This window comes from Neorhizobium sp. P1_A6 (assembly GCF_056406795.1).
Genome location: NZ_JBFTZM010000010.1, coordinates 29093 through 48074, shown reverse-complemented (window position 1 = coordinate 48074; position 18982 = coordinate 29093). Strand labels below are relative to the sequence as shown.

General features: G+C 62.8%; 19 protein-coding genes. 5 read left to right on the top strand and 14 right to left on the bottom strand.

What is annotated here, in order from left to right; genetic code table 11:
• Window positions 1-124: 124 nt before the first annotated feature.
• The 3 genes from AC1D3C_RS19905 to AC1D3C_RS19895 all read right to left on the bottom strand — a co-directional run bounded on the left by AC1D3C_RS19905 (window position 125) and on the right by AC1D3C_RS19895 (window position 2792).
• The gene (locus AC1D3C_RS19905; RefSeq protein ID WP_477484060.1) at window positions 125-1537 is read right to left on the bottom strand and encodes a sensor histidine kinase; all 1413 of its coding nucleotides are present in this window, start codon (window positions 1535-1537) and stop codon (window positions 125-127) included.
• Window positions 1534-2211 carry a response regulator transcription factor gene (locus AC1D3C_RS19900; RefSeq protein WP_037080098.1) on the bottom strand — a complete coding sequence of 226 codons (678 nt, stop codon included), beginning with the start codon at window positions 2209-2211 and terminating at the stop codon, window positions 1534-1536. Before AC1D3C_RS19900 ends, AC1D3C_RS19905 begins: the two co-directional genes overlap by 4 nt.
• 71 nt (window positions 2212-2282) lie before the next feature.
• Complete coding sequence (locus tag AC1D3C_RS19895) at window positions 2283-2792, bottom strand: DUF1993 domain-containing protein (RefSeq protein WP_477484059.1); 510 nt, start codon at window positions 2790-2792, stop codon at window positions 2283-2285.
• Between the two features lie 183 nt (window positions 2793-2975).
• On the opposite strand from AC1D3C_RS19895, the gene AC1D3C_RS19890 reads away from it, so the two are divergent.
• The 4 genes from AC1D3C_RS19890 to AC1D3C_RS19875 all read left to right on the top strand — a co-directional run bounded on the left by AC1D3C_RS19890 (window position 2976) and on the right by AC1D3C_RS19875 (window position 7260).
• Entirely contained in the window at window positions 2976-4046 is a 1071-nt protein-coding gene (locus AC1D3C_RS19890; RefSeq protein ID WP_477484058.1) for an ABC transporter substrate-binding protein, read from the top strand.
• 238 nt (window positions 4047-4284) lie between these two features.
• The gene (locus tag AC1D3C_RS19885) at window positions 4285-5229 is read left to right on the top strand and encodes a Bug family tripartite tricarboxylate transporter substrate binding protein (protein ID WP_477484057.1); all 945 of its coding nucleotides are present in this window, start codon (window positions 4285-4287) and stop codon (window positions 5227-5229) included.
• Entirely contained in the window at window positions 5226-5720 is a 495-nt protein-coding gene (locus AC1D3C_RS19880) for a tripartite tricarboxylate transporter TctB family protein (RefSeq protein ID WP_038547767.1), read from the top strand. The genes AC1D3C_RS19885 and AC1D3C_RS19880 overlap by 4 nt, the downstream gene beginning before the upstream one ends.
• Window positions 5721-5742: 22 nt before the next feature.
• Window positions 5743-7260 (top strand): tripartite tricarboxylate transporter permease, encoded by a 1518-nt coding sequence (locus tag AC1D3C_RS19875; protein ID WP_477484056.1) that lies wholly within the window; start codon window positions 5743-5745, stop codon window positions 7258-7260.
• A 48-nt stretch (window positions 7261-7308) separates the two neighbouring features.
• Here AC1D3C_RS19875 and AC1D3C_RS19870 read toward each other — a convergent pair whose 3' ends face one another.
• The 8 genes from AC1D3C_RS19870 to AC1D3C_RS19835 all read right to left on the bottom strand — a co-directional run bounded on the left by AC1D3C_RS19870 (window position 7309) and on the right by AC1D3C_RS19835 (window position 15048).
• On the bottom strand, window positions 7309-8238 hold the full coding sequence (locus tag AC1D3C_RS19870) for a glutaminase (RefSeq protein WP_038547762.1): 930 nt from the start codon (window positions 8236-8238) through the stop codon (window positions 7309-7311).
• A 39-nt stretch (window positions 8239-8277) separates the two neighbouring features.
• Window positions 8278-8790 (bottom strand): MarR family winged helix-turn-helix transcriptional regulator, encoded by a 513-nt coding sequence (locus AC1D3C_RS19865; RefSeq protein ID WP_038547761.1) that lies wholly within the window; start codon window positions 8788-8790, stop codon window positions 8278-8280.
• Between the two features lie 2 nt (window positions 8791-8792).
• Complete coding sequence (locus tag AC1D3C_RS19860; protein WP_477484055.1) at window positions 8793-9476, bottom strand: ABC transporter ATP-binding protein; 684 nt, start codon at window positions 9474-9476, stop codon at window positions 8793-8795.
• Window positions 9476-10225 carry an ABC transporter ATP-binding protein gene (locus AC1D3C_RS19855; RefSeq protein WP_477484054.1) on the bottom strand — a complete coding sequence of 250 codons (750 nt, stop codon included), beginning with the start codon at window positions 10223-10225 and terminating at the stop codon, window positions 9476-9478. The genes AC1D3C_RS19860 and AC1D3C_RS19855 overlap by 1 nt, the downstream gene beginning before the upstream one ends.
• Window positions 10218-11195 (bottom strand): branched-chain amino acid ABC transporter permease, encoded by a 978-nt coding sequence (locus tag AC1D3C_RS19850; protein ID WP_477484053.1) that lies wholly within the window; start codon window positions 11193-11195, stop codon window positions 10218-10220. Before AC1D3C_RS19850 ends, AC1D3C_RS19855 begins: the two co-directional genes overlap by 8 nt.
• A gap of 15 nt (window positions 11196-11210) precedes the next feature.
• Window positions 11211-12134, bottom strand: a complete 924-nt coding sequence (locus AC1D3C_RS19845) for a branched-chain amino acid ABC transporter permease (protein ID WP_477484052.1) — start codon at window positions 12132-12134, stop codon at window positions 11211-11213.
• Window positions 12135-12143: 9 nt separating this feature from the next.
• Window positions 12144-13280 (bottom strand): ABC transporter substrate-binding protein, encoded by a 1137-nt coding sequence (locus tag AC1D3C_RS19840; protein ID WP_038547751.1) that lies wholly within the window; start codon window positions 13278-13280, stop codon window positions 12144-12146.
• A 142-nt stretch (window positions 13281-13422) separates the two neighbouring features.
• Complete coding sequence (locus AC1D3C_RS19835; RefSeq protein WP_477484051.1) at window positions 13423-15048, bottom strand: AMP-binding protein; 1626 nt, start codon at window positions 15046-15048, stop codon at window positions 13423-13425.
• A 205-nt stretch (window positions 15049-15253) separates the two neighbouring features.
• Here AC1D3C_RS19835 and AC1D3C_RS19830 point away from each other — a divergent pair, with 205 nt between their 5' ends.
• Complete coding sequence (locus AC1D3C_RS19830; protein WP_477484050.1) at window positions 15254-16078, top strand: alpha/beta hydrolase; 825 nt, start codon at window positions 15254-15256, stop codon at window positions 16076-16078.
• Here AC1D3C_RS19830 and AC1D3C_RS19825 read toward each other — a convergent pair.
• From AC1D3C_RS19825 to AC1D3C_RS19815, 3 genes are read right to left on the bottom strand one after another with little or no spacing between them, the layout of a single operon-like run.
• Window positions 16075-16596 (bottom strand): winged helix DNA-binding protein, encoded by a 522-nt coding sequence (locus AC1D3C_RS19825; RefSeq protein WP_477484049.1) that lies wholly within the window; start codon window positions 16594-16596, stop codon window positions 16075-16077. The genes AC1D3C_RS19830 and AC1D3C_RS19825 overlap by 4 nt on opposite strands.
• A gap of 56 nt (window positions 16597-16652) precedes the next feature.
• Entirely contained in the window at window positions 16653-17633 is a 981-nt protein-coding gene (locus AC1D3C_RS19820; RefSeq protein ID WP_477484188.1) for a TRAP transporter substrate-binding protein, read from the bottom strand.
• A gap of 31 nt (window positions 17634-17664) precedes the next feature.
• On the bottom strand, window positions 17665-18981 hold the full coding sequence (locus tag AC1D3C_RS19815; RefSeq protein WP_477484048.1) for a TRAP transporter large permease: 1317 nt from the start codon (window positions 18979-18981) through the stop codon (window positions 17665-17667).
• Between the last annotated feature and the right edge of the window lies 1 nt (window position 18982).

The following is an 18982-nucleotide window of genomic DNA, read 5'->3' as shown; positions in this document are numbered from 1 at the left end:
GCACGCGGGGCGAAGGAGGCTGGATCTCCGACAGTGCCACAAACCTCTTCTCCCCGTCCAAACGGGGAGAAGGTCCCGGCAGGGGGATGAGGGGCAATTGCCTCGCGTTGACGCCGCGCAAAGATTAGCCGGCTATAGGAAACCGTATCTCGACCTTCAGACCCTTCCCCTCGCGACCGTCCGCGAGGATCATCGTCGCCCCGTGCAGGCGGGCGATCTCCTCGACGATCGGCAGGCCGAGGCCGGTGCCGAGCTTATCCGAGCGATCGCCGCGATCGAAGCGCTTGAGCACCGAATCCCGTTTTTCCGGCGGAATGCCGGGACCGTCGTCCTCGACCTCGAGCACAGCGGCACCGTCTTCCGACTTGACGCGAACCGTCACCTCGGCGCCGTTTCCCGCATAGAGCAGCGCATTGCCGATCAGGTTCTTCATCAGTTCGCCGATCAGCAGCGGCTCGGCAGAGATCATGATTTCCCCCTCCCCCTCGAAACCGAGATCGATACCGGCATCGGCGCCCAGCGGCACATTGTCGGCCGTCGCCCCGCGCGCCAACGCGGTCAGGTCGACGCGTTGCATCGAAGCCGATCGCGTGGCCGCATCGATCTTCGCCATCAGGAGAAGCTGGGCAATAATGCGCTCGGCATCCGCGACTGCCTCGTCCGCCTTGCGGGCAGCCTCCTTCACCTCGCCAAGTTCCGTGGCGCGGTCGGCGAGCGCCAGCTGGGTGCGGATGATGGCGAGCGGCGTGCGCAGCTGATGGCTGGCATTGCCGGTGAAATGACGTAATGCTTCAAGCGCGCTTTCCAGCCGCACCATGAAGGAATTGACCGTGTCGACAAGTCCCTGCACCTCGTTCGGCACCCGCTCGCTGATCGGGTGAAGATCATCCGGGCTGCGTTCGGCGATCGCTTCGCTGAATCGATACAGCGGCCGGAGCGACAGCGTCACCGCTACCCAGACGATGATCGCGGCGCCGACGATCATGAACAGCAGGCGCAGCGCCGAGCGGATCAGGATCGTCTGGGTCAGTTGCTGGCGGGCGATTGTGGTTTCCGCAACTGTCACTGTAAAGGGCACGGAATTGATGCCGGTCGAGGCGGAGCGCGCAAGGGCGGCCACGCGGATCGGCTCGCCGCGGAACGTGGCATTCTCGAAGGCGGCCGCCTGACCTTCCCGGCGCGGGATCGACGGCAGCGTCTGGTAGCCGGTGATGAATTTTCCGGGCGGCCCGTCGACGCGGTAGAAGACGCGGTCCTGGGCTGCCGAGGTCAGCATTTCCAGGGCCACATAGGGAATGTCGACTTCCAGCGTGCCGTCTTCGGCGACGATGACCCGCTCGGCGATCGCCAGCGCGGAACCGGCCAACACACGGTCGGACACCTCGTTCGCCGTATCGATCGCTTCGTCCCAGGTGTCGGCCATGGCGATCGTGCCGATCACCGCCGTCGAGGCGAGAAGCCATGCGAGCAGCCGGCGGCGCAGGGAATAGGCGGCGATCGGCGGGATCGGCTGGGCGCCGTGAGAGCCGGATGTCATGCGGTCGGCGCCGTGGTTTCGAGATAATACCCGATGCCGCGAGCGGTCTTCACCGTGAGTCCGTGCGGGGCGAGACGCCGGCGCAGGCGGCTTACATATTGCTCGATGGCATTGGCGGACAGATCGTCGTCGAAGCCGGTCAGCGATGCCATGATCGCGTCCTTGGAGACCACCTTGCCAGCGCGCAGGAAGAGCAGTTCCAGAAGCGCCACCTCGCGTGCGGGGAGGTCGAGGGTCACACCCTGGCTCGAAAAGGTTCGTGAATTCAGGTCGAAGGTGACGCCGCCGTAGTTGACGATCGAGCTTCTGAGGCCCGCCTGGCGGCGCAGCAGCACGCGGATGCGCGCCTCGAATTCCGAAATGTCGAAAGGCTTGATCATATAGTCGTCGGCGCCGAGATCGAGCCCCTTCACCCGCTCCTCGGGCGTGCCGCGGGCGGTCAGGATCATCACAGCGGCCTTGTTCGCCCTGGCCCGCATGGCGCGCAGCACATCGAGCCCGTCCATTTCCGGCAGGTTCAGGTCGAGGATGACGAGGTCATAGGTTTCGGCGGCGGCGACTGCTTCCGCCGAAGCGCCGTCGGCAACCGCATCGACCGCATAACCGCTGCCGCGCAGGATCGTCGACAGCCCCTCGGCCAGCGCCTGATTGTCCTCGACCAGAAGAATACGCACGAAATCTCCCCGCTTCCGCAGATGATTATAAACGCGGAAGCGGCGATGTCACTGAGGGCCTGACGACCTTGTTACTGCGAACGGCCGATATAATCCATCTTGCCGATCGGAACGCCCTTGTGGCGCAGGATGGCGTAGGCCGTGGTTACGTGGAAATAGAAATTCGGCAGCGCGAAGCCGAGGACGTAGCTCTTGCCGGTGAACTTCGTTTCGCCGCTGCGGGTCTTGACGATCACCTCGGCATCTTCGCGATTGACCATGGTGGCAGGATCGACGCTGTTGAGGAAGGCCACGGTCTTTTCGATCCGGGCATGCAGGTCGGCGAAAGTAACTTCTTCGTCGGCCATCGGGATATTCTCGATCTGCCCGACGCGGACCGGCACGAATTTCGCGGTGTCGCTGGCGCGCTGGATCTGGGAGATCAGCGGGTACATGTCATCGACCAGCCGGGTCTCCAGCAGTTCCTTGTGGGCGAGGCCCTTTTCATCGGCGAAAGCTTCGCCCTTTTTCAGGATTTCCGTGAGGTTGCCGAAAGCGCGGATGAAGACCGGCACTGTGACATCGTAGAGCGTAAGCGACATGGGGCGAGACCTTTGGTTGCTGACAAGACGCCGGGACTTCCGGCGCAAAAAAGACCGCCCACAGGTAATGATCTGGCATCGGAAAACAAGCTGGCGGACGGTTGCATCGAGGTCCCTGTGGCGGGAATGTTACGGAGTTCCGGTTGGCTTGTCGCGGCCGCTGCAGTGGGGCATTGTGGCCACATGAAAAGGCTGCTTTTCCTATTCCTCTGTCTTGCCCTTTCGCCCAGCTTTGCAGCGGCGGACACGACGCTGTTCCGGGCGCTCTCCGGGCGGGACGATGCGCCCATGCTGACGGTCTATTCGTCGCTCGACGAGCCGCTCGCCAAGCCGATGATAGCCGGCTTCCAGACGGCCAATCCGGATGTCGCGGTGCGCTACGAGGACATGCTGACGGGCGAGATCTACGACCGGATCGTGCGCGAAACCGATGCCGGCAACAAGACTGCCGACTTTGCCTTCTCGTCGGCCATGGACCTGCAGGTGAAGCTTGCCAATGACGGCTACGCCCAGCGCAGCGACCTGCCGATGAGCGGGCAATGGCCGGGCTGGGCCAACTGGCGCAATACGGCCTATGCGCTGACTTTCGAACCGGCCGTGTTCGTCTATCACAAGCCGAGTTTTAAGGATTCCCCACCGCCCTCGACCCGGGCGGAACTGGTCGAATTCCTGCAGAAGCGGGGCGATGCCGTCTACGGTCGAATCGGCACCTACGACATCGAGCGGTCCGGCGTCGGTTTCCTGTTCATGGCGCGCGACCAGGAACAGTTCGGCGATATCTGGTCGGTGATCCGGGCAATGGGGGCTGCGGGCGTGAAACTTTATTCGACCAGTCAGGCGATCCTGGAGCGCGTCGCCGACGGACGGTTCCTGCTCGGCTACAACATCCTCGGTTCCTATGCCGCCGACTGGGCTTCCCGTCATCCGGATGTCGGGATCGTGCTGCCGAAGGATTACACGGTGGTGATGTCGCGTATCGGCCTTGTGCCGCAGGCCGCCGCCGCGCCGGATCTCGGCAAACGTTACCTCGAATTCTTCATGTCGAAGGAAGGCCAGACAATCATGGCCCGTGAACTGCAGATCCCGGCCGTCAGCCCGGAAGTCGCCGGCAACAACACCGCGACGACGCTGCGGGAGATGTTGGGCGGGCAATTGAAACCGGTTCCGGTCAGCCTCGGGCTGATGGTTTATCTCGACCAGGTGAAGCGGGCACGGCTGATTTCCCGCTGGAACGAAGTCCTTCGGCTGCAATAGCCACAAAATTCGGCGGCTGCGGGCCGAAACCCCTTGCCAAATCGCAAGTCCGCGAAAGATGTCAGGTAGATGTCAGCTTGATATGCTGGCTTAGGGCATTCGGCCCCCGTGGAGGCGGGGACCCGATTCACGATGGGAGGACATCGGACGAGCGATTCTCGCTTTCCGCTTCAATCTCCCTCGTTCTGCCAAAACAAGCATTTCGCGTCGGATCAAGACGCCAACGGAGGATCGACCCTTGAAACATTTCTTGCTTGCTTCCCTTCTCGCGGGCGCAATCGCACTTCCGGCCGCCGCGGCCGACTATTCGATCATGGCGCCAGCCGCCCCCGGCGGCGGCTGGGACCAGACCGCCCGGACCATGCAGACCGCTTTGCAGACTGAGAAGATCTCCAGCAAGGTGCAGGTCATGAACGTTCCCGGCGCCGGCGGCACGATCGGCATCGCCCAGTTCGCCAGCCAGCAGAAGGGCAATCCGAACGCCCTGATGGTCGGCGGCTACGTCATGGTCGGTGCTATCCTCACCAACAAGTCCCCGGTCACGCTGAAGGACGTTACCCCGATCGCCCGCCTGACCGGCGAATACGAAGTCATCGTCGTTCCGGCTTCTTCCGACATCAAGTCGATTGCCGATCTGACCGCCAAGCTGAAGGCAAATCCGGGTTCGGTTTCCTGGGGCGGCGGTTCGGCCGGCGGTACGGACCACATCACGGCCGGTTTGATCGCCAAGGCCGCCGGCGTCGATCCGACGAAGGTCAACTACATCGCGTTTTCCGGCGGCGGTGAAGCACTCGCCGCCATCCTTGGCGGCCAGGTCACGGCCGGCATCTCGTCCTACGGCGAGTTCGAAGGCCAGATCAAGGCCGGCACGCTTCGCCTCCTCGCCATCTCCTCCGAAAAGAAGGTCGAAGGCATCAATGCCCCGACACTGAAGGAAGGCGGTCTTGACGTCGTGATCCAGAACTGGCGCATGGTCGCCGCTGCTCCCGGCCTGACCCCCGAGCAGAAGAAGGCTGTGACCGCCGACGTCGAAAAGCTTGCCAAGTCCAAGACCTGGCAGGACAACCTGAAGACCAAGGGCTGGATCGACACCTATCTCTCCGGCCCGGAATTCGACGCCCAGCTCGCCAAGGACATCGCTGCCACTGAAACCATCCTGAAGGACATCGGACTGGTCAAATGAGCCTCGACAACAACAAAACGACCACCGAGCAGCGCCGCCCCGATTGGGCGGCGCTTGTTATTGCCGCCATCCTCGTTGCTGTCGCCGTCGTCATCTTTCTCGACGTCTCGCGGCTGAGGGATATGGGCGGCTATAGCCAGGTCGGCCCGGCCACAGTTCCGGACTGGATCGCCTTTGCGCTGATCGGACTTGCCGTCTGGACGGTCTTCGCCGCCTTTCGCCGCGATTTCCCGGCGCGGGAAAAACAGGAGCTTGGACCTGTCGCGTGGGTCGTCGCCGGCCTGCTGGCGCAAATGATCCTCATCCGGATCGCCGGGTTCTCGATCGCCACGGGCACGCTTTTCGGCCTTGCGGCGGCAGGTTTCGGCGCCCGCAGGCTATGGATCAGCATTCCGGTCGGCATCGTCATCTGTCTCGCCATCTGGTGGCTGTTTGCCGGCGTTCTGCAACTTTCGCTTCCGGCAGGCCCGCTGGAACACCTCATCCAGTGATGCGACCCTTGAGAGCAAGATCATGACCACATTCGAATTTCTTCTCCAGGGGCTCGTATCGGCAATGGAGCCGATGAACCTCTTTTACGCGCTGATCGGCGTGACGCTCGGCACCGCGGTGGGCGTACTCCCCGGCATCGGTCCGGCAACGACGGTCGCCCTGCTTCTGCCGGTCACCTACCAGCTGGATGCGACCGGCTCGCTGATCATGTTTGCCGGCATCTATTACGGCGGCATGTATGGCGGCTCGACGACGTCGATACTCCTCAACACGCCGGGTGAAAGCGCCTCGATCGTCACCGCGCTCGAAGGCAACAAGATGGCTCGGGCGGGACGTGGCGGTCCGGCTCTTGCGACGGCGGCGATCGGATCGTTCGTGGCCGGCCTGATCGCCACCTTGGCGCTTGCCTTCATCGCTCCCTACATCGTCAAGCTGGCGCTGGTCTTCGGTCCGCGCGAATATTTCGCGCTGATGGTTCTGGCCTTCGTCACCGTCTCCTCGGCCTTCGGCAATTCCACGCTGCGGGGCCTCACCTCGCTGTTCATCGGGCTTGCCCTGTCGCTCGTCGGCATCGACCAGCTGACCGGCCAGAACCGGCTTTCCTTCGGCGTGCCGGACCTGCTCGACGGCATCGAGGTGACCACGATGGCGGTCGCCATGTTCGCGATCGGCGAGACGCTCTATATCGCCGCCCAGGGCGAGGCCGCTCCGGACAAGATCGAGGCGATCAAGGGCTCTGTGTGGATGACGGCCCAGGATTGGGCCCGTTCCTGGAAAGCCTGGCTGCGTGGCACCGTGATCGGCTTCCCGATCGGCGCGATGCCGGCCGGGGGCGCCGAGATCGGCACCTTCCTCTCCTATGCGACCGAAAAGCGGCTTTCCAAGCACCCGGAAGAATTCGGCAATGGCGCGATCGAAGGCGTCGCCGGTCCGGAAGCGGCCAACAATGCATCCGCCGCCGGCACGCTGGTGCCGCTCCTGACCCTCGGGCTGCCGACTTCGGCAACCGCGGCGATCATGCTCGCAGGCTTCCAGCAATACGGACTGCAGCCCGGCCCGCTTCTTTTTGCGACCAACCCGCAGCTCGTCTGGGGCCTGATCGCCTCGCTGTTGATCGCCAACCTGATGCTGCTCGTGCTCAACCTGCCGCTGGTCGGCCTGTGGGTGAAGCTGCTGACCATTCCGAAGCCGTGGCTCTACGCGGGCATCCTCGTATTCGCCACCCTCGGCACGATCGGCGCCAACCCATCGGTGTTCGAACTCGGCATGCTGCTGGTCTTCGGGCTCGTCGCCTACATCATGCGCGTCTTCGATTATCCGATTGCGCCTGTCATCGTCGGCCTCATTCTCGGGCCGCTCGCCGAACAGCAGCTCCGCCGTGCCCTCGCCATCAGCCAGGGTGACGTGACGGTGCTGGTCACCTCGCCGATCGCCGCCGTGCTGCTGGGCGTGGCAGCACTTGCCCTCATCCTGCCGCTCATCCTACGCGCACGAGGACGCGGCGATGCTCTTTCGCAGATGGCAGCCAGCGAAGACTGATCATAACGCTGCCAGCACACTGAAAACCCGGCTCCGGCCGGGCTTTTTTTATTGGCCGAACACCGACCAACCGGTTCTGGTGGCCAGCATTTCCAGCGCCAGCGAACCAAGCAGCGAATTGCCGTTGTGATTGAGGCCCGGCGACCAGACGGCGACGGAGGCCTTGCCAGGTGCTACCGCCATGATGCCACCGCCGACCCCGCTCTTGCCGGGCAGACCGACACGGTAGGCGAAATCGCCCGATCCATCGTAATGGCCGCAGGTGAGCATCAGCGCATTGATGCGCCTTGCCCGCTGCTTCGAGACTACGGTGTGCCCGGTCAGCGGATTGCGGCCCGATGCGGCGAGGAAAAGGGCCGACTTGGCGAGCTGGGTACAGGTCATCGCCAGCGCGCAATGGTGGAAATAGACGCCGAGGACATGTTCGACGGGATGGTCGAGCTTGCCGAAGGAGCGCATGAAATTGGCGAGCGCGAAATTGCGGAAACCCGTCGCCTGCTCCGACTTCGCCACTTCCGGATCGATGGCGATCGAATCGTCATCCGCCAGGTAACGCACAAAACGGACGATCTCGCCGATCGCCTCGCGCGGCGTGTGTCCGGCAAGGACGAGATCGCTGACGGCGATGGCGCCGGCATTGATGAACGGATTGCGCGGCTTGCCTTCCTCGTGCTCGAGCTGGACAATCGAATTGAAGGCGGAGCCGGACGGTTCGCGGCCGACGCGGTTCCAGGTCGTCTCGCCATGCTTGCCGAGCGCCAGCGTCAGCGTGAAGACCTTCGAGACGCTCTGGATCGAGAAGGGTTCGTCGCAATCGCCGGCCTTGAAGACCTGACCGTCGACATCGATGATCGCCATCCCGAATTTCTTCGGGTCGACATGGGCGAGCTGCGGGATGTAGTCGGCCACCTTGCCTTCACCCAGACGCGGCGTCAGCTTCGCATGGATCTCATCGACGATCGCCTGCAGGTCTGCCATTTCTTAACCCCGAATTGTTGCGCCCGGAGACGAGCCTTACTATTCGAAGGCGCTGCCGGAAAGGTGGTTGCTGGCGGAAGCTTTCACCGCGCCGATCTCCGACCACAGTGAGGCGATCATCGCCGGGTCGACATCGGCCATGATGTCGCGCAGCCAGCCTTCGTGAGCGGCCGCCATGGCGACAAAAAGCTCGGTACCGGCGGGCGTCAGCTTGGCGACGGTGACGCGACGGTCTCCGTCCGGCGTGACCCGCTGCACGAAACCATCCGTCTCCAGCCGCTCCACCAGCCCGGTCACGTTGCCGTTCGTCACCATGGTGCGCTTGGAAAGCTCGCCGAGCCTCAAGCCGTCCGCTTCGCGATAGAGCTGCGCCATCAGATCGAACTGGGGAAGCGTAGCGCCGAACTCGGTGCGGAGCCGGCGGCGGATTTCCGTGGTGATCAGCTTGGTGGTGGAAAGCATGCGCAGCCACAGCCGCGTCTCAGGTTTGTTCTTCCCATGCGGGCCATGGCCGATCAGTTCCAGGTCGGCGCTTGCCGCTTCCGCTTCCATGCCTATACCCCGAGATATCGATCCTGCAGTTCCGTCGTCAGGTCCGCGGGCCTGCCGCTCCAGGCGCTTCTTCCGTTTTCCAGGATGACACAGCGGTCCGCAACCGGCAAAAGCTCCGAAAGCGTCTTATCCACCACGAGGATCGACAAACCTTCGGCTTTCAGCCGCCTGATCGCCTTCCAGATGTCCTGGCGGATGACCGGGGCAAGGCCTTCGGTCGCCTCGTCGAGAATGAGAAGCCGCGGATTGGTCATCAGGGCGCGGCCGATCGCCAGCATCTGCTGCTCGCCACCCGACAGCGATCTTGCCATTTGCGCATGCCGCTCCTCAAGCCGGGGGAACAGTTCGTTGACGCGTTCCAGCGTCCACTGGCCCGGCCGGGCGGCAGCGACAAGGTTTTCATGAACCGTGAGATTCGGAAAACAACGGCGGCCTTCCGGCACCAGGCCGATGCCGAGCTTGGCGACATGATGCGGCCGCTTGCCCTTGGTATCCGTGCCGCCGATCTTCACGGCGCCTGATCGCGGCGGCGTGAGGTTACAGATGGCGCGGATGGTTGTCGTCTTGCCCATGCCGTTACGGCCCATCAGGGCGACGGCCTCGCCTTCGGCGACTGCGAGGTCAACGCCGAACAATGCTTGGCTGGCGCCATAAAATGCTTCGATCTTTGTTACATCGAGCAGCATCAGGCGTGGTCTCCGAGATAGGCGGTGCGCACGGTCGGGTCGCGGCGGATCTCCTCCACCGTGCCGGTCGCAATGATGCGGCCGTAGACGAGCACCGAAATCCGGTCGGCGAGTGCGAAAACCGCATCCATGTCGTGCTCGACCAGCAGGATCGGCGCTTCCTGCCGCAGCGTATCGAGGAAGCGGGTCAGCGATTTGGAACCTTCCGGCCCCATGCCGGCCATCGGCTCATCGAGCAGGAAGGCTTTCGAGCCGAGCGCCAGCGCCATGGCGATTTCGAGCTGCCGGCGTTCGCCATGGGAAAGCTCGGCGGCAGGGATGCGGGCGCGGGCCGTGAGCCCGACGCGTTCCAGTATGGCCATTGCCGTGTCGATCAGTGACCTGTCGCGCATGACGGGCTTGAAAAAACGGAAACTCGAGCCCTGCTTTGCCTGGACCGCCAGCATGACATTGCGCAGGCCTGAGAAATCCGGCGCGATCGACGAGACCTGGAAGGTGCGGCCAAGCCCAAGGCGGGCGCGTTCGGCAACCCCAAATGAACCGATATCCTGCCCGGCAAAACGGATCGAGCCGCTATCCTGCCGGAGCGTGCCGCAGATCTGGTGGATGAGCGTCGACTTGCCGGCGCCGTTCGGGCCGATCAGGGCATGGATCTCACCGGGGCGCAGGTCGAGCGTCACACCATCTGTGGCCCGGAGCGCGCCGAAATTCTTGATGAGATTGGAGATCTGGAGAACCGGCTCAACCATGTTTGGCCTTTCCGGCAAGCAGGCCCAGAAGACCGCCGCGCGCAAACAGTACGACGACGAGGAGGATGAGGCCGAGGAAGAACTGCCAGCGCTCGGTGAGGCCGCCGAGCGCAAATTCGAAGATGACGTAGAGTGCCGCACCCGCGAGCGGCCCGAACAGCCGGCCGGTGCCGCCGAGGATGATCAGCACGATCAGTTCGCCCGACATGTGCCAGGAGAGCATGGACGGGCTGACGAAGCGGTTGAGATCGGCAAACAGGGCGCCGGCAAGGCCAGTGACCGCCGCCGAGATCGCAAAGCCGGTCAGCCGGATGCGGTAGGGCTGGATGCCGACGGTCGCGACACGCACCTCGTTCTGCCGCGCCGCCTGCAGCGCCGTGCCGAAACGCGAGGCGCGAATCAGCGCGAAGAGGCTGAGCGCCAGCAGCAGGACGACATAGCAGATCAGGAAGAAGGTCAGCGGCCGCATGGTGTTGACGCCCGGAAACTGGTTGCGGACGAGGAGCGACAGCCCGTCCTCGCCGCCATAGGCCGGCCAGGAGATCGCGAAATAATAGACCATCTGCGCGAATGCGAGCGTGATCATGATGAAATAGACGCCCGAGGTGCGAAGGCTGATCGCGCCGATCGCCAGGCCGACGAGTCCCGAGACGATCACGGCAACGATCCAGATCACCCACATCTGCTTCGAGCCGGAAAGGCCGAACAGCAGCGGATCGCCGGAAAAGGCGTGAGCGGCCAGGATGCCGGCGACATAACCGCCGATTCCGAAGAAGGCCGCGTGGCCGAACGAGACGAGACCGCCGAGGCCGAGCGCCAGATTGAGGCCAGTCGCAGCAAGCGCGAGGATGGCGATGCGGGTCGCCAGTGTGATGTAGAATGGCTGGCCTAGCGCGTTCGCCGCAAAGGGCACGGCGAGCAGCATTGCCGCCAGAATGAAGTTGATGAGGTTTTCGCGGGTCAGGATCATCTTAAGCCAGGGGCCTCACGCATGCGCCGCGGGGAAGAGGCCGCGCGGTTTGACCGCAAGAATGACCGCCATGACGATATAGATCAGCATCGAGGCCGCAGCGCCGCCGATCATGCCGGCCTGGGCCGGGGCGACGAACAGCGCCAGGATCTTCGGCAACAGGAAACGCCCCATCGTATCGGTAACCCCGACCAGCAGCGCACCGAGAAGCGCGCCCTTGATCGAGCCGATGCCGCCGATGACGATGACCACGAAGGCGAGGATCAGCACCGGCTCGCCCATGCCGACCTGCACCGACTGCAGTGCCCCGACCATGGCGCCGGCAAAACCAGCGAGTGCCGCGCCAAGCGCGAAGACGACGGTATAGAGCGTGCGGATATCGACGCCTAAAGCGCCGATCATCTCGCGGTCGCTTTCGCCGGCACGGATGCGCATGCCGAGGCGGGTCCGGGAGATCAGCAGATAGAGGCCGAAGGCGACGATCGCGCCGGCGAGGATGATCGCCAGACGGTAGACCGGATATTCCGTGCCGCCCGGCAGCGCGACGGCGCCCTGCAGAAGCGGTGGGATATCGAGATAGAGCGGGAAGGAGCCGAACAGCCAGCGCGTGCCTTCCGAAAATATCAGGATCAGCGCGAAGGTGGCGAGCACCTGGTCGAGGTGATCCCGATCGTAGAGTCTACGGATCACCACGAGTTCGACGATCGCCCCGGCGGCGGCGGCCGCGACGAGGCTGGCGATCAATCCGATCCAGAACGAGCCGGTCCACGCCGCTACGGTGGCGCAGGCAAATGCGCCGACCATGTATAGCGAGCCGTGAGCGAGGTTGATCAGGCCCATGACGCCGAAGATCAGCGTCAGCCCGGCAGCCATGAGAAACAACATGACGCCGAGCTGCAGGCCGTTGAGCAACTGCTCGAGAGCAAGTGCCAAAGTCACAGGCAGGCCTTAGATCTTGCAGTCTTTGGCATAGGCATCGCCATGATCGGCGAAGATCTTCTCCACCGTCTTGTTGGTGATGACGCCGTTCTGCTTCACCACCTCCGTCAGGTAGATATCCTGGATCGGATGCTGGTTAGTGTTGAACTTGAATTTTCCACGCGGGGACTGGATGTCGGCCTTCTTCAGTTCGGCGCCGAACGCATCGGCATTCTTGACGCTGGCCTTGGACGCTGCGGCAACGATGAGCTGGGCTGCGTCATAGGCCTGGACGGCATAGATGGACGGCAGGCGGTTATATTCCTTCTGGAAATCCGCCAGGAACTTCTTGCTTGCTGCGTTGTCGAAGTCCGGGGCCCACTGACCGGACGCCTTGGCGCCGACCGCAGCGTCGCCGATTGCCGGCAAAACGTCCTGGCTGAAGGAGAAGCCCGGGCCCATGACCGGGATTTTGACGCCCGACTGGGCGAACTGCTTCATGAAGGCGATGCCCATGCCGCCTGGCAGGAAGACGAAGATGCCGTCGGCGCCGGAGGCGCGCATCTGGGCGATTTCGGCAGCGTAGTCGGTCTGGCCGACCTGGGTGTACACCTCGGCGGCGAGCTGGCCCTTGTAATAACGCTTGAAGCCGGTCAGCGAATCCTTGCCGGCCGGATAGTTCGGGGCGAGGATGAACATCTTCTTGTAGCCCTTGTTGGCATATTCGCCCATGGCTTCATGAAGGTTGTCGTTCTGGTAGGCGGCGTTGAAATAGAGCTTGTTGCAGTTGGCGCCGGCAAGCGCTGCAGGCGCCGCATTGGTCGACACGTAGAACTTGCCCTGTGCCACCGCACTCGGGGCAACGGCCATCAGCAGGTTCGACCAGACGATGCCGGTCAGGATATCGACCTTGTCGCTCTGGATCATCTTGTCGGCGATCTGCACGGCCAGTTCCGGCTTCTGCGCATCGTCTTCGGTAACGACTGTGATGTCCTTGTTGCCGGCGTTCTTGATTGCCAGCATGAAGCCGTCGCGCGTATCGATGCCGAGGCCGGCGCCACCACCCGAAAGCGTGGTGATCATGCCGATCTTCAGCGGCTCGGCGAAAGCCATGCCGGTGGTGCTCATGCTCAGCGCCAAAGTGGCAGCAGCAAGCATTTTCTTCATGTGACGAACTCCCGTTTGTTTTTGTGTTGTTCCCGATGCCTTCGACGGACTTGGACATCCGCCGGGTCTTCTTTGTCTTCCACATTTGCGTGGAAACTTCCACTCTACATGTCAGGCGAAATTCAACCGCCAATCGCCATGGTTAAGCCGAGGGCTTCTGCTTCAGGCGGAAGCGCTGGATCTTGCCGGATTCCGTCTTCGGCAGGGCCTCGGTGAACACGATCGAACGCGGATATTTGTAAGGCGCGATGACCGCCTTCACATGATCCTGCAGAAGCTTGACCATCAGTTCGCCTGGTTCGGCGCCCTTCGCCAGAACCACATGCGCCTCGACGATCGTGCCGCGCGCCTCGTCCGACACGCCGATCACGGCGCATTCGAGCACCGCCTCGTGCTTGAGGAGGGCCGCCTCCACCTCGGGACCGGCGATGTTGTAGCCGGCCGAGACGATCATGTCGTCGGAGCGGGCGGCAAAATGGAAATAGCCATCCTCGTCCTCGATAAAACTGTCGCCCGTCAGGTTCCAGCCGTCCCTGACATAGTCCTTCTGGCGGTCGTCGGCGAGGTAACGGCAGCCGATCGGTCCCTTGACCGCCAGCCTGCCGATCGTGCCGCGCGGCACTTCGTTCATGTCGTCGTCGACAACGATCGCCTCGTAGCCGGTGAGCGGCTTGCCGGTGCTGGCCGGCTTTGAATCGCCGAGACGGTTGGAGATGAAGATATGCAGCATCTCGGTGGCACCGATGCCGTCGAGGATCGGCTTGCCGGTCTTCTTGACCCACTCGTCGAAGACCGGACCGGGCAAGGTCTCGCCGGCGGAAACGGCGATGCGCAGCGACGAGAGATCGGCGCCGGCATCCATCGCCGCCAGCATGGCGCGGTATGCGGTCGGCGCGGTGAAGCTGATCGTCGCCTTATAGGTCTCGATGATCTCGATCATCTTGGCCGGCGTTGCCTGTTCCAGAAGGGTCGCGGCCGCGCCGAAACGTAAGGGGAAGACCGCGAGGCCACCGAGCCCGAAGGTGAAGGCGAGCGGCGGTGAACCGACGAACACGTCGTCCGGCGTCACGTCCAGCACTTCCTTCGCATAGGCGTCGGCGATGATCAGGATATCGCGGTGGAAATGCATGGTCGCCTTCGGCACGCCGGTGGAACCGGACGTGAAGCCGAGCAGGGCGACATCGTCGCGGCCGGTTTTCACCGCTTCGAAACGCACCGGCTTGTTGAGCGCCGCCCGATCGAGCTCGGCGTCATGATTGGCGGTGCCGTCGAAGCCGATTACCTGTTTCAGGAACCGGCTTTCCTTGGCGCAGGCGACCAGTTCGTCCATCAGCCGCGTATCGCAGAGCGCGATCGAAATTTCCGCCTTGTCGATGATCTTGGCGAGCTCGCCGGAGCGCAGCATCGGCATGGTGTTGACGACGACCGCGCCGGCCTTGGTCGCGGCCAGCCAGCAGGCGACCATGGCCGGGTTGTTGGCGGAGCGGATCAACACCCGGTTGCCGGGCTTCAGGCCGTAATCCTCGGTCAGCGCACGCGCGATGCGGTTCGTCCAGTCGGACAATTCCTTGTAGGTGCGACGGCGGCCGTTGCCGATGAGCGCTGTGTTGTCGCCGAAGCCGCGCTCGACCATGCGGTCGGTGAGTTCGACGCCCGCATTCATCCATTCCGGATAATCGAAGCCATCAAGCCTGATTTCCGGCCACTGGTCTGGCGGCGGAAGATTGTCGCGGGCAAACGTATCCAGATGGCCTGACGGTCCCAGCATATTTTCGTTCCCAAGCGTTTTTTATCGAGCGGCTTTTTGCCTTTCATTCAGAAAAGCACTGCTTTCCCTCGGTTGCAAGAGAGAAATTTTAAGTTTGTAATAATTTTCCGCGACCGCCATTTTTGGCGCTTGAGCGGCTTCCAAGCGGGCCGATGCGGTGCCAGTATGACGCTCGAAATCAGGCCTTATCGAAGGGAAAGTGAAGATGCGTCATCGGATTAGCGACTGGGACAATGCCTATGCCAACGGCATCAACATTCCCCAGGGCGACCGTTGGCCGGCAGCATGGGTGGAGCCGGCACGACTTTTTCGCGAGACGCTTTTCGCAGCGGGCCGCGCCAAGCTCGGTCTTTCCTATGGCGAAAGACCGCGCAACCGCTTCGACCTTTTCCTGCCCGAAACCGAACCGGCCGGCCTTGTGGTTTTTGTCCACGGCGGCTTCTGGATCGGCCTCGACAACAGCTACTGGTCGCAGTTCGCCAAGGGTTCGGTGCAGCGCGGATATGCCGTCGCCATGCCGATGTACACATTGGCCCCGGAAAACCGCATTTCCGGCATCACTGTGGAAATCGGCAAGGCGATCGAAGCTGCCGCAAAGGACGTGGCGGGACCGATCCGGCTGATCGGCCATTCGGCGGGCGGGCATCTGGTGACGCGGATGATCTCCGCCACGTCGCCGCTGCCGGAGGCTGTGCGCAGCCGCATCGCCAATACGGTTTCACTCTCCGGCGTGCACGATCTGCGGCCGATCATGAAGACGAAGATGAACGAAAAGCAGCGGATCGATGTCGAAGAAGCCTATCGTGAAAGCCCGGCGCTGCTGGAACCGCTGCCGGGAGCGAAGGTGACCTGCTGGGTAGGGGCTGGCGAACGCGCCGAATTCATCCGACAGAACGCGCTGCTTGCCAGTATCTGGAAGGGGCTGGGCGCCGAGACGGAGGCCGTCGAGGAGCCGGACAGGCATCATTTCACCATCCTTGACGGCATGGCGGACCCCGACCATCCGCTGATGGATGCGCTGTTTTCCTAGAGCGATGCGGCGGCGCGGGCCGCCTGGTCGTAATGGCCGGACAGCGCGCGCAGGCGGGCTGCCATGGCCGACAGGGTTTCGCCCGATACCTCGGTCGCAAGCACCGACTTGACCAGCAGTTCCTCGCGCACCGCCGCATAGCGCTTGCAGGCTTCGGCGCCCGCTTCCGTCACCATGACCAGCTTTTCCTTGCCGCGACGGCCGGATTTGATCAGCTTCAGGCGTTCCAGTTTCTTCAGCGCGTAAGTCACCACATGCGTGTCCTCGATGTTGAGGACGAGCGCGATATCGGCGAGCGTCTTTGCCTTGTTGCGGCTGTTGATGTTGTGCAGCACGAGAATATCGATCGGCGACAGATCCGGTACGCCGGCTGCCGACATGCAGCGCACCATCCAGCGGCTGAAGGCGTGGTTCAGCATGATCATGCCGAACTCGATCTCCGACAGCGCCGGCAATGCGCCGCTCGCCAGGTGCCCGGAGGATACGATCGGGCCGAATTCACTCTTTTCCGATACCATGATTTCTCCTCCCGGGACGAGCGCGCCGCAGAGGGGTGCCTGCGGCGCCCCTCAAATCACATCTTCTTGTAGGCGTCCAGAATGGCGGCGCCATCAGCGCCGGCCTTCTTCGACCAGTCCTCGGTCAGCTTGGAGCCGACATCGGCCAGGCCCTTTTTCAGGTCGGCACTCGGCTCAAGAACCTTCATGCCGTTCTTCCTGAGGGTTTCCATGTAGGCGGCGGTCTTTTCGGCACCGAGCGCCCAGCCGCGAGCTTCGGCGGCAGCCGCGGCATCGGTGACGGCCTTCTGGACGGCCGGATCGAGTGCTGCGAAGGCGGCCTTGTTGACGAAGATGACGTTCTTCGGGATCCAGGCCTGGGTATCGTAATAGTGGTTCAGCGATTCCCAGATCTTGCTATCGACGCCGGTGGCGCTCGAGGTCATCAAGCCGTCAACGACGCCGGTTGCGAGAGCCTGCGGCAGTTCGGCCGCCTGGACCGTGACCGGCTGGGCGCCGACGAGATCGGCGATGCGCGACGTGCCGACGTTATAGGCGCGCCATTTCAGACCTTTAAGGTCAGCGGTGCTGTTGACGTCCTTCTTGGTGAAGATGCCCTGGGGTGGCCACGGCGTTGCATAGAGGAGCTTGAGACCCTGGGCGTCGAGCGCCTTTTCAACCGCCGGCTTCGAGGCGGCATAGAGCTTCTTCGATGCGTCGAAGCTGGTTGCCAGGAACGGCACGACGTCGATGCCGAAGACGGGGTTTTCATTCTCGTGCAGCGAGATCAGCACTTCGCCGGCCTGCGCCTGACCGGTCTGGACAGCCCGCTTGATATCCGGCGCCTTGAAGAGCGAAGCGTTCGGATGAACGGTGATCTTCAATTTGCCGCCGGAAGCCGTTTCGACGTCCTTGGCGAACTGCATCAGGTTCTCGACATGGTAGTTCGCCGGCGGATAGGCGGACGGCAGGACCCAGGCGGTCTGGGCGAGCGCCGCACCGGAGGCTGCCAGCAAGGCCGCCGCCGCAATGCCCGGGCGAACCAGATTGGAGAGCAATTTTCTCATTTCAGTTCCCTTTTCTCTCTAGTTATCCCGGGAAAGCCATTTTCGGCAGAAACATCACGATATCCGGGAAGATCGTGAGGACGGCGACGGTCGCCAGAAGCAGGAAGAAGAATGGCAGTGCGGCACGCGCAACCGTCAGGCTATCGCGCCCGCTCATCGTCTGGAGAACGAAGAGGTTGAAGCCGACCGGTGGCGTGATCTGCGCCATCTCGACCATCAACACCAGGAAGATGCCGAACCAGATCAGGTCGAAACCGGCCTGCTGGATCATCGGCAGCACCACGACTGTGGTCAGCACGATCATGGACAGGCCGTCGATGGCGCAACCGAGCAGCACATACATAAGCGTCAGAACGGCAATCAGCGCGTAGGGGCTAAGCTGAAAACTGTCGACCCACGCCGCAAGAGCGTTCGGAATGCCCGTATATCCCATGGCAATCGACATATAGCCGGCTCCCGTGAGGATCAGCATGACCATCGACGTCATGCGGGTCGCGCCCAACACGCTGTCGATGAAACTTCTCCAAGTAAGAGCCCTCTGCGACGCAGCGATGACGAGGGCGCCCAGGACGCCCCATGCCGCGCATTCGGTCGCCGTCGCCCATCCGAGCATCAGGGCAGAAAAGACCGTGAGAATCAGCAACGCCAGGGGGATGAGGTTCAACGTCTCCTTCAGCTTGGTCGGAAAAGACGTCTTCGGGGCAGGAGCGGGGCTCTTGTCCGGGTTCATCAGCGACCAAACGACGATCGCACCCATGTACAGGATCATGACGATGACGGCCGGAATGAGACCCGCCATGAACATCTGGATGATCGAAACATTCGCTGCGACCGCATAGACGATCATTGGAATGGACGGCGGCACCAGAAAACCGAGCGTGCCCGCGCCGGCGAGCGATCCCAGGCTGATGTTTTCGTCGTAGCCCCGCTTCTTGAGTTCGGGCAAGGTGATTTTCGCCACCATTGCGGTCGTTGCTGCGGACGAGCCTGAGACCGCGCCAAAAAGCCCGCAGCCAAGCACGTTGACGTGGACGAGACGTCCCGGCAGCCAATTCAGCCAAGGCGACAGGCCACGAAACATCTCGTCCGAGAGCCGCGTCCTGTAGAGGATTTCTCCCATCCAGATGAACAGGGGCAAGGCTGCGAGGCTCCAGGATGCGCTGCCGCTCCAGGCATTGGTGGCCATGGCGGCGCCGATCTGGATGCCGGCCGGGGCGAACTGCATTGCGATGAAGCCGCATATCAGCAACGCGATGCCAATCCACACTCCGCCCATAAGGAGGATGAGCATCGCGCCGAGAATGAGACCTGAAATCTCGACCAGGAAAGTGGTATCCATA

Bases quoted from the DNA above. Each gene is read 5' to 3' on its own strand.
- AC1D3C_RS19815 (WP_477484048.1), bottom strand. From the start codon at position 18,981: ATGGATACCACTTTCCTGGTCGAGATTTCAGGTCTCATTCTCGGCGCG.
- AC1D3C_RS19870 (WP_038547762.1), bottom strand. From the start codon at position 8,238: ATGGCAGACCTGCAGGCGATCGTCGATGAGATCCATGCGAAGCTGACG.
- AC1D3C_RS19850 (WP_477484053.1), bottom strand. From the start codon at position 11,195: ATGATCCTGACCCGCGAAAACCTCATCAACTTCATTCTGGCGGCAATG.
- AC1D3C_RS19880 (WP_038547767.1), top strand. From the start codon at position 5,226: ATGAGCCTCGACAACAACAAAACGACCACCGAGCAGCGCCGCCCCGAT.
- AC1D3C_RS19825 (WP_477484049.1), bottom strand. From the start codon at position 16,596: ATGGTATCGGAAAAGAGTGAATTCGGCCCGATCGTATCCTCCGGGCAC.
- AC1D3C_RS19875 (WP_477484056.1), top strand. From the start codon at position 5,743: ATGACCACATTCGAATTTCTTCTCCAGGGGCTCGTATCGGCAATGGAG.
- AC1D3C_RS19865 (WP_038547761.1), bottom strand. From the start codon at position 8,790: ATGGAAGCGGAAGCGGCAAGCGCCGACCTGGAACTGATCGGCCATGGC.
- AC1D3C_RS19890 (WP_477484058.1), top strand. From the start codon at position 2,976: ATGAAAAGGCTGCTTTTCCTATTCCTCTGTCTTGCCCTTTCGCCCAGC.
- AC1D3C_RS19840 (WP_038547751.1), bottom strand. From the start codon at position 13,280: ATGAAGAAAATGCTTGCTGCTGCCACTTTGGCGCTGAGCATGAGCACC.
- AC1D3C_RS19830 (WP_477484050.1), top strand. From the start codon at position 15,254: ATGCGTCATCGGATTAGCGACTGGGACAATGCCTATGCCAACGGCATC.
- AC1D3C_RS19905 (WP_477484060.1), bottom strand. From the start codon at position 1,537: ATGACATCCGGCTCTCACGGCGCCCAGCCGATCCCGCCGATCGCCGCC.
- AC1D3C_RS19855 (WP_477484054.1), bottom strand. From the start codon at position 10,225: ATGGTTGAGCCGGTTCTCCAGATCTCCAATCTCATCAAGAATTTCGGC.
- AC1D3C_RS19895 (WP_477484059.1), bottom strand. From the start codon at position 2,792: ATGTCGCTTACGCTCTACGATGTCACAGTGCCGGTCTTCATCCGCGCT.
- AC1D3C_RS19835 (WP_477484051.1), bottom strand. From the start codon at position 15,048: ATGCTGGGACCGTCAGGCCATCTGGATACGTTTGCCCGCGACAATCTT.
- AC1D3C_RS19860 (WP_477484055.1), bottom strand. From the start codon at position 9,476: ATGCTGCTCGATGTAACAAAGATCGAAGCATTTTATGGCGCCAGCCAA.